Source organism: Pseudomonas poae (genome assembly GCF_001439785.1).
GTDB classification, from domain to species: domain Bacteria; phylum Pseudomonadota; class Gammaproteobacteria; order Pseudomonadales; family Pseudomonadaceae; genus Aquipseudomonas; species Aquipseudomonas poae.
Genome location: NZ_JYLI01000008.1, coordinates 110,193 through 127,069, shown reverse-complemented (window position 1 = coordinate 127,069; position 16,877 = coordinate 110,193). Strand labels below are relative to the sequence as shown.

Below are 16,877 nucleotides of genomic sequence, written 5' to 3'. Positions count from 1 at the left end.
GTAGTGACGCCAACCTGTGGATATACTCGGCCCTTGCAAGTGCAAGAACCCCAGTCTTGACGGGCTGCTGTGCCAAAACGCCGTTGGGTGCCATCCAGCCGATTTGGCAGAGTTTCCCTTGAGTACGCCTTACGAGAAACGCATCGAGCGGTGTATGTTGGTGCTGAAACGTTTTTCCGCAAGACGGCTATCCATTTGAAATACCCATGAAGCGTCACGGGTCAGAGGCACCCTCGGCATGATCGAACTCGAACAAGAAGATCCAATCCCGCAAGGCGATCTCGCCCTGCAAATCACCGCGCTCCCCCGTGAAACCAACGGCTTTGGCGATATCTTCGGCGGCTGGCTGGTCGCGCAGATGGACCTGGCAGGCACGGCAATGGCCAGCAAGGTCGCCGGTGGTCGCGTGGCCACCGTGGCGATTGATCGCATGGCCTTTCTGGTGCCGGTGGCCGTGGGCGCGCAGCTGTCGTTCTATACCCAGGCCCTGGAAATCGGCCGCAGTTCGATCCAGATGATGGTCGAAGTGTGGAGCGACGACCCGCTGTCCAGCGAATGGCGCAAGGTGACCGAGGCGGTGTTCGTGTTTGTCGCCATTGATGGCAGTGGGCGCACTCGCTCGGTGCCGTCACGCGCGCGTTAAACCTCGCACGGTTTTGACGGTCCATTGCCCCATTGCCTGCCATTGAGAGAGCTGTCACATGCCGACGCCCCACGTTGAAACCGTAAAGATCGACGAACTGGACTGCTGGCGTATTCGCCACAACGGCGCCGAACTGATGGTGGCCCAACAGGGCGCGCATGTCTTCAGCTATCAGCGCCAGGGCGAGCAGCCGCTGATCTGGCCGAACCCCGAGGCGGTGTTCAAGCAGGGCAAAGGCATTCGTACCGGCGTCCCGGTGTGCTGGCCCTGGTTTGGTGTATTCGACCGTAACCCGCAGAGCGTGAAGGCGATGCGCCAAAGCGAACAGCCGGCCGGTGCCCATGGTTTTGTCCGAACTGCGATCTGGGAATTGGCTGCGACCGAACTCGAGGGTGAAGCACTGCGTGTGGACCTGGCCCTGCCAGCGCCTGCCGGCGGCTTTCCTGGCTGGCCCCATCAGGTCGACCTGAAGCTGAGCCTGCTGCTGGACGACCAACTGCACATCCGCCTGACCAGCCACAACCGTGACGACCACACCGTGACACTCAGTCAGGCGCTGCACACCTATTTCGCGGTCAGCGATGTGCGCAACGTGCAGGTTGAGGGTCTGGATGGCCTGACGTATATCGATACCGCCGATGGCTGGACCGAGAAACAGCAGTCCGGCCTACTACCGTTCGCCGCCGAGACCGACCGTATCTATCTCGACACTCCGACGCAGCTCAACATCGTCGACAAAGACTGGCAGCGCCGCATCCAGCTCACCAGCCAGGGCTCCCACTCCACCGTCATCTGGAACCCCTGGACCGAACGCGCCAAGGCGTTTGACGACATGGCCGACGATGGCTGGACGGGCATGTTGTGCATCGAGACGACGAATGTGCTGGATGATGTGGTGGCATTGGCCCCGGGCGAAAGCCACACCCTGGCCGTGAGCATCACAGCCCTGCCCCTGTAAACCCGATTCAAATGTGGGAGCTGGCTTGCCTGCGATAGCATCACCTCGGCATTACTGACACACCGAGGCGTCTGCATCGCAGGCAAGCCAGCTCCCACACCGGCAGGTTCGTTTCTTACAGGTCGGATTCCTTGACTACGCGGACCTTGCCCGCATCCAGCGCATACGCCGCATCCGCCAAATCGTTATTCACCTTCTCCACCTTCAACGTTCCCGTGACCCACAGCGGCGTGTAGATATCATCCAGCTTCAGCCCCTTGGGATAGCGCACCAGCACCAACTGGTTGGGCGGCGGTGGCGGAACATGAATGCATGCGCCGGGGTAAGGCACTAGAAAGAACAGCGTGCTGCGGCCCTTGGCATCGGTTTCCAGCGGCACCGGGTAGCCGCCAATGCGGATGTTCTTGCCGTTCATGGCGGGCACAGTCTTGGTGGAATACATCACCGCCGGCAACCCCTTGCTTTGCTTGAGGCCACCCTTGTCGGTGAAGGTGCCTTGGGCTTCGGGGGAGTTGTGGTCGATCTCGGGCATGGCTTCGAGGGCTTTTTGGTCCGACAGGGGCATCAGGTCGAGCCAGTCGGTTTCCGGCAGTTCACCGGCGTGCGCCAGGCCTGAGCCCAGCAGGAGGAGTGTCAACAGTAGACGGCGCATGGAGAGGCTCGGCAAATTCAAGTGCCGAGTATTCTAGCCCTCTGCGCCTGCGCAGCGCAGAGGACTTTGTCGGCTGATTACTTCCTTTTGATCAGGCCGTAGATCACCAGCAGCACGATGGCACCGACCAGCGCGCCTAGGAAGCCTGCGCCTTGACCGGCCTGGTAGATACCCAGCGCCTGACCACCGTAGGTCGCGGCCAGGGAGCCGGCGATACCTAGCAGGATGGTCATGATCCAGCCCATGCTGTCGTCGCCGGGCTTGAGAAAGCGAGCCAGCAGGCCGACGATCAAGCCGATAAAAATGGTTCCGATGATACCCATGGCATTTCCCTCTGATTGGTGTGAGTCATGCCAAAGCCCGGTCAGGCTTTGCCATCCTGCAATCAGAGGGACGGCGGTGACCAATGGTTCCCGCCATTGCCAGGCTTATTGTTCGGAGATCAGCGCTTCGACCTTGAGGATCTGCGCCTGCAGCGTCGCGCGGTCCTTGCAGCGCAGGTTGGCGTGACCGACCTTGCGCCCGGCCTTGAAGGCCTTGCCGTAGTGATGCAGGTGGCAATCATCGATGGCGATCACCCGCTCCACGGGCGGCACCGAGCCGATGAAATTGAGCATGGCGCTCTCGCCGATTTTGGCTGTGGAGCCCAACGGCAAGCCCGCTACCGCCCGCAGGTGGTTTTCGAACTGGCTGCACTCGGCGCCTTCGGTGGTCCAGTGCCCGGAGTTGTGCACCCGTGGCGCTATTTCGTTGGCCTTGAGGCCACCTTCCACTTCAAAGAACTCGAAGGCCATCACCCCGACGTAATCCAGTTGCTTGAGCACGCGGCTGGAATAGTCTTCGGCCAGGGCTTGCAGAGGATGGTCGGTGCTGGCCACGGACAGCTTGAGAATGCCGCTGTCGTGGGTGTTGTGCACCAGCGGGTAGAAGCGGGTTTCACCGTCGCGGGCGCGCACGGCGATCAACGACACTTCGCCGGTGAACGGCACGAAGCCTTCCAGCAGGCAGGCGACGCTGCCCAGTTCGGCGAAGGTGTCCACCACGTCGGCCTCGCTGCGCAGCACTTTCTGGCCCTTGCCGTCGTACCCCAGGGTGCGGGTCTTGAGCACCGCCGGCAGGCCGATGCGGGCGACGGCGGCGTCCAGGTCCGCCTGGGACTGGATGTCGGCGAAGTCCGGGGTCGGAATACCCAGGTCCTTGAACATGCTTTTTTCGAACCAGCGGTCGCGCGCAATGCGCAGCGCTTCGGCGCTCGGGTACACCGGCACGAATTGCGACAGGAACGCCACGGTTTCAGCCGGGACGCTTTCGAACTCGAAGGTCACCAGATCGACTTCGTCGGCCAGTTGGCGCAGGTGATCCGGGTCACTGTAGTCAGCACGCAGATGCTCACCCAGGGCGGCCGCGCAGGCGTCCGGCGCAGGGTCCAGGAAAGCGAAGTTCATCCCCAGCGGGGTGCCCGCCAGAGCCAGCATACGACCCAGTTGGCCGCCACCGATTACACCGATTTTCATCAATAACAACCTCAGGCGATGCGTGGGTCTGGATTGTCCAGCACGCTGTCTGTCTGCTCGGCACGGAATTTTTTCAGCACCGCGTGAAACTGCGGGTGCTTGGCGCCCAGGATGCTGGCCGCCAGCAAAGCGGCGTTGATCGCGCCGGCCTTGCCGATCGCCAGGGTCGCCACCGGGATGCCGGCGGGCATCTGTACGATGGACAACAGCGAGTCCACGCCCGAGAGCATCGACGACTGCACCGGCACCCCAAGCACAGGCAGGTGGGTCTTGGCCGCACACATGCCCGGCAAATGCGCCGCACCGCCGGCACCGGCGATGATCACCTCGATGCCACGGGATTCTGCCTCATCGGCATACTGGAACAGCAGGTCCGGAGTGCGGTGGGCAGAGACCACCTTCACTTCGTACGCAATGCCGAGTTTTTCCAGCATATCGGCGGTGTGGCTAAGGGTGGACCAATCGGACTTGGAGCCCATGATCACGCCAACCAATGCACTCATCGTCGTGCCTCTTCTCTCTGGGCGCCCGCAGGCGCGTCAAAAAACAACAAGCCACGCAGGAAATCCGGCGTGGCTTGGTGTACGAAATAAGGCCGGTTGGACCGGCCGAAGGCCGCGCAGTATACCGTAATAATCGGGATAAACAGCCCCTTGGATGACCATCTGTCCAACGGCGCAAAGCGGCGGTTTTATTGACTCGGGAGTCAGCGACGAGGTCCCGGTAATGGGCGCTTGGTCGCGAAGAAGTGCTCAATTCCCCCGCTGGGCATTTGCATGTCCAGCACGCGCGACTCAGCCATGGTCACCCCGGCGTCCCTGGCCATTCGGCATAGGCAAACTCGATACGCCCGGTTTCAACTGGCTCGTGCAGAGCCCTGAACTTAACGATCCAATGGTCGTAGCCCTGGGGAAGAGGTCCAAAGGCGTGGGAGGCATTCTTGCCATCGTCAGAAAGAGCCAGAATCGCCTTTGGGCGCGCGCCGCCGGGCGAGCCGCCCGCGAGTCGCAGCGCAGTCAGTACAGTCAGTGCCTGCACGTGCTTTAACGTCTTGGTCATCACCTCATACCCCGCTTGCGCTTGGCGTTTTTCAGTTCATCGTATGAGCCTGGGTGCTCCGGCTTGAAGAGCCTGGTCACGCCACTCAACTCATCAAGTGCGGTGGCAATGAGGATCAGCGCCTCAAGGGTTACCACGCCAGTCAGTTCGAATCGCTTGATCGTCGACTCTGAAACCCCCGAATTCTCAGCAAGCGTTTTTCGCGAGAGGTTTTTGGAGAGGCGGCGTTTTTTTGCATTGCTGCCTACCTCCCTGGCGATTTCCGCAGGTGAAGAGAATAGATAGATGAATGACATAAGCCGATCTCCATCTTTAAAAAGACTATATATGACCCGCTAAGCCGTAATATCAATTAAAAGGCTCATATATGAGCTTTAATATCAGACACTACTCTGCGCGGCTCCACCCTCCAACTTGCGCCACAACAACCGCACATTCGCCTTGCGCACCAACGCGCACCGGTACAACCGAATCTCCAGCGGCACATGCCACTGCGGCCCGCCACACACCACCAGTTCACCCCGCGCCAGTTCAGCGCGCACACTCAACTGCGGCACCCAGGCGATGCCCAGGCCTTCGAGGGCCATGCTCTTGAGGCTGTCGGCCATGGCGGTCTCGTACACGGTGGTGAAACGCAACGCGCGCTGGCGCAGGAGCAAATGCACCGACCGCCCGAGAAACGCGCCGGCGCTGTAGGCCAGCAAAGGCACGCTGCCTTCGCCTTCCAGATCGAACAGTGGTTTACCGTCGGCATCGGCGGCGCACACCGGGAGCATTTCGGTATTGCCCAGGTGCAGCGAGGGGAAGATTTCGGCGTCCATCTGCATCGCGGCGTCCGGGTCGTAGAACGCCAGCATCAGGTCGCAGCCACCTTCGCGCAGGGCGTGCACAGCGTCGCCAACGTTGGTGGCGACCAGCCGTGTGGCGATGTTCAAACCTTCGTTGCGCAGTTGGGCGATCCAGCGCGGGAAGAAACCCAGCGCCAGGGAGTGGGCGGCGGCCACTTGCATGACTTCGCCCTGCCCGCCTTCCAAGTGATGCAAATGGCGTAGCACTTCGCCCAACTGTTCGACCACCGTACGCGCGGTGACCAGAAACAGCTGCCCCGCCGCTGTCAGCTCCACCGGCGTGCGCGAACGGTTGACCAGCGTCAGGCCCAGCGCGGCCTCCAGGCTGCGGATACGCCGACTGAACGCAGGCTGGGTGACGAAACGCCGCTCCGCCGCCTGGGAAAAGCTGCGCGTCGCCGCCAGGGCGCTGAAGTCTTCCAGCCATTTGCTCTCAAGGTTCATCACTGCCTCCAAGGCCACGCACCATTTTGGCACACACGCCCGTCATGATAGCTGGGTCACGCCGACATTATGCCGTTTGTGCATAGCCCAGTGTTTAACAGCATTGGCCCAAAAACGTCCACACGCCTAGCATTCGCAGCGTTCCGGCCTGTTCCGGGTCCTTATCGAGATGATTTCCGTCATGTCCTCCGCTGCATCATTCCGCACAGAAAAAGACCTGCTTGGCGTACTCGACGTACCGGCTCAAGCGTATTACGGCATCCAGACCCTGCGAGCGGTGAACAACTTCCGCCTCTCGGGCGTTCCGATTTCGCATTACCCGAAATTGGTGGTCGGTCTGGCAATGGTCAAGCAGGCGGCGGCGGATGCCAACCGCGAACTGGGCCAGCTCAGCGACGCCAAGCACGCCGCCATCAGCGAAGCCTGTGCCCGCTTGATCCGCGGCGATTTCCACGAAGAATTCGTGGTGGACATGATTCAAGGCGGCGCCGGCACTTCAACCAATATGAATGCCAACGAAGTCATCGCCAATATCGCGCTGGAGGCCATGGGTCACCAGAAGGGCGAATATCAGTACCTGCATCCCAACAACGACGTGAACATGGCGCAGTCGACCAACGATGCCTACCCCACCGCGATCCGTCTGGGTCTGCTGCTGGGTCACGACGCACTGCTGGCCAGCCTCGACAGCCTGATTCAGGCGTTCGCCGCCAAGGGCGTGGAGTTCGGCCATGTGCTGAAAATGGGCCGCACCCAATTGCAAGACGCCGTGCCGATGACCCTCGGCCAGGAATTCCGCGCCTTCGCCACCACCCTGAGCGAAGACCTGGCCCGCCTGAAGACCCTGGCGCCGGAGCTGCTCACCGAAGTGAACCTGGGCGGCACCGCCATCGGCACCGGCATCAACGCCGACCCGCGCTACCAGGCCCTGGCTGTAGAACGCCTGGCCCTGATCAGCGGCCAACCACTGGTGCCGGCCGCAGACCTGATCGAAGCCACTTCCGACATGGGCGCCTTCGTGTTGTTCTCCGGCATGCTCAAGCGTACCGCGGTGAAGCTGTCGAAAATCTGCAACGACCTGCGCCTGCTGTCCAGCGGCCCACGCACCGGCATCAACGAGATCAACCTGCCGGCCCGCCAGCCAGGCAGCTCGATCATGCCCGGCAAGGTCAACCCGGTGATTCCGGAAGCGGTCAACCAAGTGGCATTCCAGGTCATCGGCAATGACCTGGCGCTGACCATGGCGGCCGAAGGCGGCCAACTGCAGTTGAACGTGATGGAGCCGCTGATCGCCTTCAAGATCTTCGACTCGATCCGCCTGCTGCAACGCGCCATGGACATGCTGCGCGAACACTGCATCGTCGGCATCACCGCCAACGAAGCACGCTGCCGCGAACTGGTGGAACACTCCATCGGCCTGGTGACCGCGCTGAACCCTTACATCGGCTATGAAAACGCCACCCGCATTGCGCGAATCGCCCTGGAAAGCGGTCGCGGCGTGCTGGAACTGGTGCGCGAAGAAGGCTTGCTCGATGACGCCATGCTCGACGACATCCTGCGCCCCGAAAACATGATCGCTCCACGTCTGGTCCCGTTGAAGGCCTGATGTTCGTTGCACCGCTCACCAGGTTGAGGGACTAGACACCTCTCACCTTTTGAGGGCCTGAAGGCTCGTTCTTCAGGCCCTTTTTTTTGCCTTGAGGTTGCGAAATGACGCCTATAAAAAATCCAACATCGCCCTGCAAACCCGACTTGCCCGATTCAGTGTTGCTGAAGCCTTTAATCGGCCCATGCAGACGGATCACGCGCGCCTAGGTATAGTGCCGCCCCTCATAGCGTCTGCGGCCATCGGTAACGGGGCCCGGAACAACGCGAAGCGCATGAATAACAACACCCGCAAAAGGATTGGGGTCGAAGCGTCGTGCACTGCCTGGTGCCGAGCGATGCGTCGAGCCCTCCTGCGTTTGCCATTAAAAAATCAGCGAGGAACACTCCATGCTCGAAGTCATCAACGACTTCCTCTCAGGGAAAGTACTGATCGTGCTCATTGTCGGGCTCGGTGGTTATTTCACGATTCGCTCGCGATTCGTTCAGCTGCGCCACTTTTTCCACATGTTTTCGGTGTTCAAAGACAGCCTGAAGAGCAGCTCCGGCCAGCTCAGTTCGTTTCAGGCGCTGATGCTCAGCCTGGCAGGCCGCGTCGGTGCCGGTAACATCGCGGGCGTCGGCATTGCCGTGACCCTGGGTGGCCCGGGTGCCGTGTTCTGGATGTGGGTCACCGCGCTGGTGGGCATGTCGTCGAGCTTTATCGAGTGCTCCCTGGGCCAGCTGTACAAGCGTACCGACGCTGAAGGCGCCTACCGTGGCGGCCCGGCCTATTACATCCAGCACGGCCTGCACAAACGCTGGCTGGGCATGGTCATGGCGTTCCTGCTGCTGGTGACCTTCGGCTTTGCCTTCAACGGCCTGCAAGCCCACGCCGTGACCCACTCGCTGAACAACGCCTTTGGTCTGGACACCACCTACACCGGCCTGGCGCTGGCGGTATTGCTGGGCCTGGTGTTCATCGGCGGGATCAAGCGCATCGCGTCGATTGCCGACCTGCTGGTGCCCGTCAAAACTCTCATCTACATCGCCGTAACCCTTTACGTGATCGTGCTGCAATTCGACCACGTACCGGCCATGCTCGCGACCATCGTCAAGAGCGCCTTCGGTCTCGACCAGGCCTTCGGTGGCCTGGTGGGCAGCGCGATCATCATGGGCGTCAAGCGCGGCGTGTTCGCCAACGAAGCAGGCCTGGGCAGTGCGCCCAACGTGGCCGCCGTCGCGTCGGTAGAGCACCCGATTGCCCAGGGCGTGGTCCAGGCGTTCAGCGTGTTCCTCGACACCTTCGTGATCTGCACCTGCACCGCGCTGCTGATCCTGCTCTCAGGCTTCTACACCCCGGGCTTTGAAGGCGACGGCATTGCCCTGACCCAGAACTCCCTGGCCGCAGTGGTCGGTGACTGGGGCCGCATGTTCATCTCGGTGGCCCTGGCGTTGTTCGTGTTCACCTCGATCATGTACAACTACTACTTGGGCGAGAGCAACCTGCGCTTTCTGGTCGGCAACAACCGCAAGGTGTTGATGGGCTACCGCGCGCTGGTGCTGGTGCTGATCTTCTGGGGTTCGATCGAGAACCTGAGCACCGTATTCGCCTTCGCCGACATCACCATGACCCTGCTCGCGTTCGTCAACCTGTTCGCCCTGGCGTTCCTGTTCAAGATCGCCATGCGCATCCTGAACGACTACGACAGCCAGCGCGCTGCAGGCATCAAGACGCCGGTGTTCGATTCCAGCCAGTTCCCGGATCTGGACTTGGACCGCAGCGCCTGGCCGGCCAATCCGGCAAAGCCGCAGCAAGCGCCAGCCGCTGAACTGAGCGCGCACGCACCGCGCTGAGCCTAGAGAGATGACACGCCGCCCGGCCTTGGGCATGCTCTGGGCCCGGCGGCGTTTTTCGTTCAGGAGATTCTTCGATGCAATCAGCCAACAACGTGATGGTGCTCTACACCGGCGGTACCATCGGCATGCAGGCCAGCGCCAACGGCCTGGCACCTGCTTCGGGTTTTGAAGCGCGCATGCGTGAGCAACTCGCCGATGCGCACGTGCCTACATGGCGCTTTCAGGAAATGGCGCCGCTGATCGACAGCGCCAACATGACCCCCGCTTACTGGCAGCGCCTGCGCACGGCGGTGATCGATGCGCTGGACGCCGGTTGCGACGCCGTGCTGATCCTGCACGGCACCGACACACTGGCCTACAGCGCCGCCGCCATGAGCTTCCAACTACTCGGCCTGCCGGTGCCGCTGGTGTTCACCGGATCGATGCTGCCGGCCGGCGTGCCCGACAGCGATGCCTGGGAGAATGTCAGCGGCGCCTTGGCCGCTCTGGGCGCAGGCTTGGCGCCGGGGGTGCACCTGCACTTTCACGGCGCGCTGCTGGCGCCCACCGCCTGCGCGAAAATTCGCAGTTTCGGGCGCAATCCCTTTGCGGCCCTCAAGCGTCAGGGCGGCGTGGCGCGTGTCGCCTCGCTCCCCACGGCGCTGGATTATCGCCAGCCGAAAACCCTGGCCAGCGTCGGCGTGCTGCCGCTGGTGCCCGGTATTGGCGCGGCGCAGTTGGATGGCCTGATCGACAGCGGCATTCACGGGCTGATCCTCGAATGCTTCGGCAGCGGCACCGGCCCCAGCGACAACCCCGAGTTTCTCGCCAGCCTGCAGCGGGCGCAGGACAAGGGCATTGCCGTGGTCGCGATCACCCAATGCCATGAAGGCGGCGTGGAGCTGGACATCTACGAAGCCGGCAGCCGCCTGCGCGGTGTGGGCGTGCTCTCCGGTGGCGGCATGACCCGCGAAGCGGCGTTCGGCAAGCTCAACGCGCTACTCGGTGCCGGGCTGGATCACGCCCAAGTGCGGCGCCTGGTGGAAGCCAACCTGTGCGGTGAACTGGGCTGAGGCCCGCCCTTACATAATCACCGCCCTCCTGACTGAGCGGTTCCTAGTATGGCAACACCCCAGGCATGCCCTCGGGTCGTTTCCACTCTCAGGCTCGTCAGGAGTTTTCCATGGCTTCAACGCTTACCCCACGTCCCGCCTTATTGACCGACAACAACGAGCTGCTGACCCAACTGATCACTGGCCCGTCCCTGCGTGAAGTGGCTTCAGCCACCTTGAAAACGGCGCTGCACGAACTGTACCCGACACTGAATCTCAACCCGAATCTGGCCATCGTCAGAACCCCGAGATGGTCTGTGCAAGACGGCGAACTCATCCCCGAAAAAGCCTTTGGAGAAACCCTCACCGGCGCCCTCACACGCAGTGCATTCGCTCAGGCGCCGGTGACTTACCTCGATAACGAGCACTACTTGGTGAGCCTTTCGGGCAGCGACCGCGAAGCGCACCTGCCCGTGAAGATCGATGCCATCGGGCGGCTGATCAACGAGCTGGCACCCTTGCTGCGCGTGGCGTTCCAGGAGCAACAGGTGGATTTCTGGAACCAGAGTGCAGGCACCAATGGCACGCGCTGGCGCGTGCTGGCCAAGACCCTGCGTGATATCTGGAATGTGCAGGAGATGGATGACTGGGATACCGACGACTGCGCCGTGGCCCGCCTGGTGTATCACTATCCCGATTACGCTGAGCGCCTGCCCCACGACAAATACGCCACTCGCACCTACCTTGTGGACATCGACCGTCAGGACGGCTCAAGCGTCCAGCATATCAGCCTGCTGTCCACTGCCGTGCTGGTCGCGCGCCACGGGCAGAAAACCATCCTGCTCACCTACTCGATCAACGCCGGGTACAAAAAGTTTGCCAGCCTGGAGGCGTTCGGCAAAACACTGGCTTCTTATCAGGGCACCGCCGACGCGCAACTGCACTGGCGGCTGCTGGAACCAGATGGCAATTTCTTCGAGTACCAGGCCTGCAGTTTGATCGGCCTGCAACTCGAGGCCATTGGTGACATCGACTTTTTCTCCACGCATACACCGACCCTGCTGCCCACCCATGACTTGAATACGCCCGCGACCGGAGCGGTGATCAAGCCATCGAGGATCGATGAAATACGCAGCGCTTTACCCGACTGGTTGTTAAAGGCATCGCAGACCGATCAGACCGCCTACGCGCGCTACATGATGGACCTGGGCACCCTGTCCGTTCAGAACGAAGGCAAGACCTTCACGGATGAGCTGCCGTCGATCACCGATTTTGCGCGCCAGGCGCTACTGACAGAGTTGCTCAAGGACCATCCCGAGGCCGCGCATCTGAACCTGGACAACATAGAGATCACCGTCACCAGCCAGGTGGTCTGGGGCACCATCGCTATACCCGGCGCCACTCAAACCGAAACCTTCAAGCTGATCGAACTGGCCCTGCAGAATCTTGCCGAGTTGCCACTGGGCAACAAAACCCTGAGCTACCGCAATGGCAAAGCAGCGCCGGCCTGGATGACGGTCGCCTACCTGGAGCAACTGATTGTCCAGGCCGATATCGGCCGCCACTACCCTGAACAGGTCAACACGCGGCTACTCAAGGACCCGGCGCAAACTCAACGTCGTCAACGCCTGTACACCGAGCAACTGCGCCTGCAACTGCCGCTGCTGGCGCTGCAGTACAAGATTCGCCAGGAATTCGACCTGGATGAACTGGGTTATCGGTATGTGTGCGCCGTGATGCTCGAAGACGCAACGCAGCGCAAGGTAAACGGCTACGCGGTGGTCATCCGGCCCATGGCATTGCGCCCCACACGGCGGTTGGGCGGCGCTGCGGATCGGGTTGAAAACATGTTCATCATCGGGCCGCAGGATCCGAAAAACGGCCCTTGTCTGCTGTATCGACCGTTGGCCGGCGAACCCTTGATGCAATTTCCCTCACCGACCAATCTGCTTTACGCGATCAAACAGGACACTGAGCTACGCCAGTCAGTGCTCGCCTGGCTGGCTGACGACGTGCGTAACGACTACACGCAATTCGTCTTTCCGGGCAGCGTGCCTTCCCCCTGGGTGCTGCCTGAACTGCTCAGCGCGCCCGTCAGTTCATGGGTAATGAGCGGGCCTGTCGAACTCGACACCCAATTGCTGGACAGCGATGTGTTCACAGCGCTTTACACGGCTAACGCCCGTGCGCTGGTGACCCTGGCGGATCGGCAATCGGTTTCGAATGCGCAGGCACGCTGGGAAAGCTTCAAGCACGCTGGCTGGGTGCTGCTCAACGCCGCGCTGCCGTTCATGGGGCGAACGGCAGGCGCTGCAGCGTGGGTCTGGCAGCTTCTGGACGACGTGCAGCAAGGCATCGATGCCGAAGAAAGCGGCGACACGTCCAAGGGCGTCGGCGCAGCCGTGGATTTTTTCCTGACGCTGGGCATGGCGCTGGCGCTGCACGTCAGCGAGCAGCACAGGCCAACGGTTGCGCTTGAAAAGGCGCCGGCACCCAAGGCGCCGCTGCCGGCCAAACTGTCGATCATCCAGAAACCGACCCTCGATATTGCCCACTTGACCGCCACCCATGACATGAGCGTGCACTTCAGTGGCGCGCTGACGCGCAGCCGCCTCAACCTCGCCGCGACGCTGGACAGTTTCAGCCTGAGCAAACCCGAAGGGCTGGGCGAACAGACCACCACGCCTGGCGCCCATCTGCATCTTTATCCGAAAGGCTCGAAGTGGTACGCACCGGTCGCGCATCGCTGGTTTGAGGTGACACTGGACGAAAATGACGCGGTACTGATCATCGACCCCAAAAATCCGGATCGCTTGGGCCCGCCGTTGGTCAACAACCGCCTCGGCCAATGGTTTATCGATACCCGGCTGCGCCTGCGCGGCGGCGGGCTGCGCAGCCGGCGGCAGAAGGGCCAGCGCCTGAGGCCGCCGAAAATCCGTGAACTGCGCGAACAGCTGGATGCCTTCGATACCCAGCTGGAACAGCGGCGCAAGCAACTGGTGGACCTGCAGGAGGCGATTGAGAAGGCAGACCCGGCTGATCGTGCGCAGGCCCGCAGCACTTACCTGACGAATGTGACAACCCGCCTTGAAGAATTGGACCTGCCGATCTCCCAGCTCAAATCGCTGAATATCCTCGATACCGTGCCCACATATCAGCAGGCCATGCTCGGCTACCTGGGCGACCAGATCATCCTGGCGCGCAGCGCCACCGCTGAACAAATGACCCACCTTGAAGAAGACTTGCTGAGCGTCTCTGACTACCTTGACCTTGAAGACGTGCCGGTGCCCCGCACGGCCATTGAAGATTGTCGCCGCGTCGATGCCTCCACCCAAGCGGTGATAGATCGCCTCAATTACCTGGAGGCACACTTTAAGGACGCGCGCGCGTTGGGTGCCGAAGGCGTGCTGTTCGCCGATCAACAGGCCTCGCTTCTGCCCAAGTTGGCCGTGGATGATCTCAAGGCCTTTCGCATCACCCTGGCGCGCTTTTTGTGCTTGAACGAGGGCGCTGCGGCCGATGCCCGTTTGACCCTGAGCCAGATGGTCGACAGGGCCGATCTCGCGGTACAGAGCCTGTGTGAAGCCTCGCAGCCGAATAACCCGGCCACGCTGGATGAGCAGATCCAGTTGTTCGACAGCCTGGTGGAGCAGTTTGCCGGGCTGGACCAAAGCATGGCCGACTTGCCGGCCGACTTCCCGCAGGCTGTGCACCGACCGGCTCTTGAAACCCTGCAACAGCTCACCGAGCAATTTTCCCAACGGGCGACCAAGCGGCTGACCAGCCTGTTGCGCGAACGCAAAGCGCTGGAGTCGATGACAGCCGGTCCGTCCAGGCCTGTCCCGAAACCTCGGACAAGGGTGATCAAGACCCGCTTCAAGGGGGTGGTGGTGGGTGAGGAACGCCCGTCAAACAGCGGTGAGCCGACACCCCTGGTGGAGGTCAAGCAGCCACTGACCGGAAAAGTGATAGCGCTGTTTCATGAGAAAGACGGCGTGTGGGTCGAACGCCGACGCGTGTCGCCACAGCCCGCGCGCGGAACGGCGCGAGATGTGGCCGTCAGCATCACCGGCGCCCAGGCGCTGCTCGATGATGTCGAGCGTTTCATCGAGCGCACCAAAGGACTGGCCGGCGAAGCACGCCGCCTGCCGGTGGAAATCGAAGAGCGCTTCCACCGCAAGGCCGACGAGTTGGAGCAGGCCAGCCGCGATATCGACTCGGCTCTGACCGCCAGTAACCAGACCGAAAGCAGTTCGTCGTCGGCGGCGCTGACCAATCGCAACCTCGACAGTGCCGTCAAACGCCTCTATGCAGAGGGTCGCCGGGTCAAGCTCGACATGCTCAAGCAACGCCCCCCTACAGCCGCTCATGTCGAACTGCTGTACCGCGAAAAGGAGATCACCATCAAACCGTTCCCGGGCGCGCGCAGTAAGCTGGCCGGGCGTCACAAAGGCTATTTGAAGGAATATGAAATCCTCGACACGCAAAGCGCCAATGCGCTGTGGTATGCGCATTTTCACTACAAGGACTTGGTCAGCCCAGAGGAGACTTACACCGCAGCGCACCTTAAAACCAAGGCGCAGCGGCGTCTGGGCGGCAAGTATCAACCAACCGGCCGCGGCGACGAACGCGACAATATTGCGGTATACCGCAGTGAAATAAGCCCGCAACTGGCTCGATCGCTGTTTTTTAACCCACCTCCTGCAGGGGTTTAGCCACCCCAGGCCTGGCGCAGGCGCTCCAGGGCCTGCGCGATCTGCGCCACAGGCACAGCCGCAAAGCCGAGCACCAGCCCGGCGCGCTGGTCGGGCGGCGTGCTGGAATCGGGTAGCCAGTATCGGCTCAGGCCGGTGATCTCAACCCCCACCGCCTCCGCCTGCATCAGCAATTGCCGTTCACGGGCGAGGCTGTCTACCCGCACGCTCAGGTGCAGGCCGGCAACGACCGTGGGCAGGCCGCTCACGCCGGGCAATGGGCCCGGCCAGCCGCTCTGCAGCGCAGCGAGACGGCTCAGTGCGGCGCGACGCATGCGCCGGATGTGTCGCTGAAAATGCCCCGCCGCCATGAATTCGGCCATCACCGCCTGGGTGCTGACCTCGGAGTGGCGCATGTCGATGGCACGGCGCCGTGAGAACGGCTCTACCAGACCCGGCGGCAACACCAGGTAGCCCAGACGCAATGCGGGAAAGGCCACCTTGCCGAAGGTGCCGACATAGAGCACGCGCCCGCTGCGGTCCAACGCCGCCAATGGCGCCAGCGGTGCGCCGCTGTAGCGGTATTCGCCGTCATAGTCGTCCTCGATCACCCAACCGTCGGTCCGCTCGGCCCAGGCCAATAACTCCAAACGTCGCGCCAGGCTCATCACCACCCCCAGCGGGTATTGATGGGACGGGGTGACGTAGGCCAGGCGGCAATGCTCAAGGGCATTGAGGGCAGCACAGTCGATGCCTTCGCTGTCCACCGTCACGCCGTGCAATCGGCCACCGGCCACGGCGAACGCGTGAGCGGCGGCCTGGTACCCCGGATTCTCGATGGCCACGTGGTCGCCTGGCTCCACCAGCAGCTGTGCACAAAGGCTGATGGCCTGCTGCGCACCGCTGGTGATCACTATTTGCTCAGCCGTGCATTGCAGACCGCGGGAGCTGCGCAAGTAGGCGGCGATCAGGCCACGCAGGCGCATGTCACCGGCCGGGTCGCCATAGCAGAGGTGCTGCAGGGCGGGTCGGCGCCAGAACGCCGCATTCAGCTTGGCCCACACCTCAAAAGGGAACAGATCGAAGGCCGGCACACCGACCCGAAACGCTCGCGGCGGGCCGCTGGGAGGCCGTGCAAGATGATGGATTTGCAAGCGGTCCAGCGCACCGCTGTGGATAACTTTGACACTGGAATCCGGGCAATTTGTGGATAAACCTGTGGGTAAGCATGTTGATAAGGCTGTGGACAGTTTTGTGGATAGTTTTTTGGCGGGCATTGCCGCCTGGGGTAACTGCGCTACATAGGTGCCATCGCCCACCCGCGTCTCGATAAAGCCCTCGGCATACAGCTGGTCATACGCCCTGACCACGCTATTACGGGAAATACCGAGCGCGGCAGCCAGGTCACGGCTGGCTGGCAATCGCGTCCCGCTGACCAGACGCGCATCAAGCACCCGCTGGCGCAGGGCAAGGTACAGCTGACGGGTCAGGCCAAAGCGGCGATCCAGCTCGATACCTGCGGGGTTGAACGACAAGGGCGGTTCGATAACCGACATGAAATTGGACCCCTGAAATTTGCCAAAGATGGCT

14 protein-coding genes are annotated in these 16,877 nt (G+C 61.9%); 6 read left to right on the top strand and 8 right to left on the bottom strand.

Features of this window, described 5'->3' with window-relative positions:
* Positions 1–238: 238 nt before the first annotated feature.
* Both TU75_RS11695 and TU75_RS11690 read left to right on the top strand, forming a co-directional pair.
* On the top strand, positions 239–643 hold the full coding sequence (locus TU75_RS11695; protein WP_003176975.1) for an acyl-CoA thioesterase: 405 nt from the start codon (positions 239–241) through the stop codon (positions 641–643).
* A gap of 58 nt (positions 644–701) precedes the next feature.
* Positions 702–1,601 (top strand): D-hexose-6-phosphate mutarotase, encoded by a 900-nt coding sequence (locus tag TU75_RS11690; RefSeq protein WP_003231724.1) that lies wholly within the window; start codon positions 702–704, stop codon positions 1,599–1,601.
* A 115-nt stretch (positions 1,602–1,716) separates the two neighbouring features.
* On the opposite strand, the gene TU75_RS11685 is transcribed toward TU75_RS11690, so the two are convergent.
* The 7 genes from TU75_RS11685 to TU75_RS11655 form a co-directional block, all read right to left on the bottom strand.
* Positions 1,717–2,253: a DUF3299 domain-containing protein gene (locus TU75_RS11685; RefSeq protein WP_003231725.1), complete on the bottom strand. Its 537-nt coding sequence runs from the start codon at positions 2,251–2,253 to the stop codon at positions 1,717–1,719.
* Positions 2,254–2,330: 77 nt separating this feature from the next.
* Positions 2,331–2,576, bottom strand: a complete 246-nt coding sequence (locus tag TU75_RS11680) for a GlsB/YeaQ/YmgE family stress response membrane protein (protein WP_003231726.1) — start codon at positions 2,574–2,576, stop codon at positions 2,331–2,333.
* Positions 2,577–2,681: 105 nt separating this feature from the next.
* Positions 2,682–3,767, bottom strand: a complete 1,086-nt coding sequence (locus tag TU75_RS11675; RefSeq protein WP_060549019.1) for a 5-(carboxyamino)imidazole ribonucleotide synthase — start codon at positions 3,765–3,767, stop codon at positions 2,682–2,684.
* An 11-nt stretch (positions 3,768–3,778) separates the two neighbouring features.
* Positions 3,779–4,270 carry a 5-(carboxyamino)imidazole ribonucleotide mutase gene (gene purE / locus TU75_RS11670; protein WP_003231730.1) on the bottom strand — a complete coding sequence of 164 codons (492 nt, stop codon included), beginning with the start codon at positions 4,268–4,270 and terminating at the stop codon, positions 3,779–3,781.
* A gap of 301 nt (positions 4,271–4,571) precedes the next feature.
* Entirely contained in the window at positions 4,572–4,826 is a 255-nt protein-coding gene (locus tag TU75_RS11665) for a HipA domain-containing protein (protein WP_231981883.1), read from the bottom strand.
* Complete coding sequence (locus tag TU75_RS11660; protein ID WP_003231733.1) at positions 4,826–5,122, bottom strand: helix-turn-helix domain-containing protein; 297 nt, start codon at positions 5,120–5,122, stop codon at positions 4,826–4,828. Before TU75_RS11660 ends, TU75_RS11665 begins: the two co-directional genes overlap by 1 nt.
* A gap of 84 nt (positions 5,123–5,206) precedes the next feature.
* Positions 5,207–6,118 carry a LysR substrate-binding domain-containing protein gene (locus TU75_RS11655; RefSeq protein ID WP_003231734.1) on the bottom strand — a complete coding sequence of 304 codons (912 nt, stop codon included), beginning with the start codon at positions 6,116–6,118 and terminating at the stop codon, positions 5,207–5,209.
* 181 nt (positions 6,119–6,299) lie between these two features.
* Here TU75_RS11655 and aspA point away from each other — a divergent pair, with 181 nt between their 5' ends.
* From aspA to TU75_RS11635, 4 genes are all read left to right on the top strand, one after another.
* Positions 6,300–7,724, top strand: coding sequence for an aspartate ammonia-lyase (aspA, locus tag TU75_RS11650; RefSeq protein ID WP_003231735.1), 1,425 nt, complete (start codon positions 6,300–6,302; stop codon positions 7,722–7,724).
* 389 nt (positions 7,725–8,113) lie between these two features.
* Positions 8,114–9,559 (top strand): alanine/glycine:cation symporter family protein, encoded by a 1,446-nt coding sequence (locus tag TU75_RS11645; protein WP_060549018.1) that lies wholly within the window; start codon positions 8,114–8,116, stop codon positions 9,557–9,559.
* A gap of 77 nt (positions 9,560–9,636) precedes the next feature.
* Complete coding sequence (locus TU75_RS11640) at positions 9,637–10,614, top strand: asparaginase (RefSeq protein ID WP_060549017.1); 978 nt, start codon at positions 9,637–9,639, stop codon at positions 10,612–10,614.
* Between the two features lie 110 nt (positions 10,615–10,724).
* Complete coding sequence (locus TU75_RS11635) at positions 10,725–15,308, top strand: dermonecrotic toxin domain-containing protein (RefSeq protein ID WP_060549016.1); 4,584 nt, start codon at positions 10,725–10,727, stop codon at positions 15,306–15,308.
* Here the strand turns inward: TU75_RS11635 and pdxR are convergent.
* Positions 15,305–16,843: a MocR-like pyridoxine biosynthesis transcription factor PdxR gene (pdxR, locus tag TU75_RS11630; protein WP_060549015.1), complete on the bottom strand. Its 1,539-nt coding sequence runs from the start codon at positions 16,841–16,843 to the stop codon at positions 15,305–15,307. The two genes, TU75_RS11635 and pdxR, sit on opposite strands and share 4 nt — an antisense overlap.
* Between the last annotated feature and the right edge of the window lie 34 nt (positions 16,844–16,877).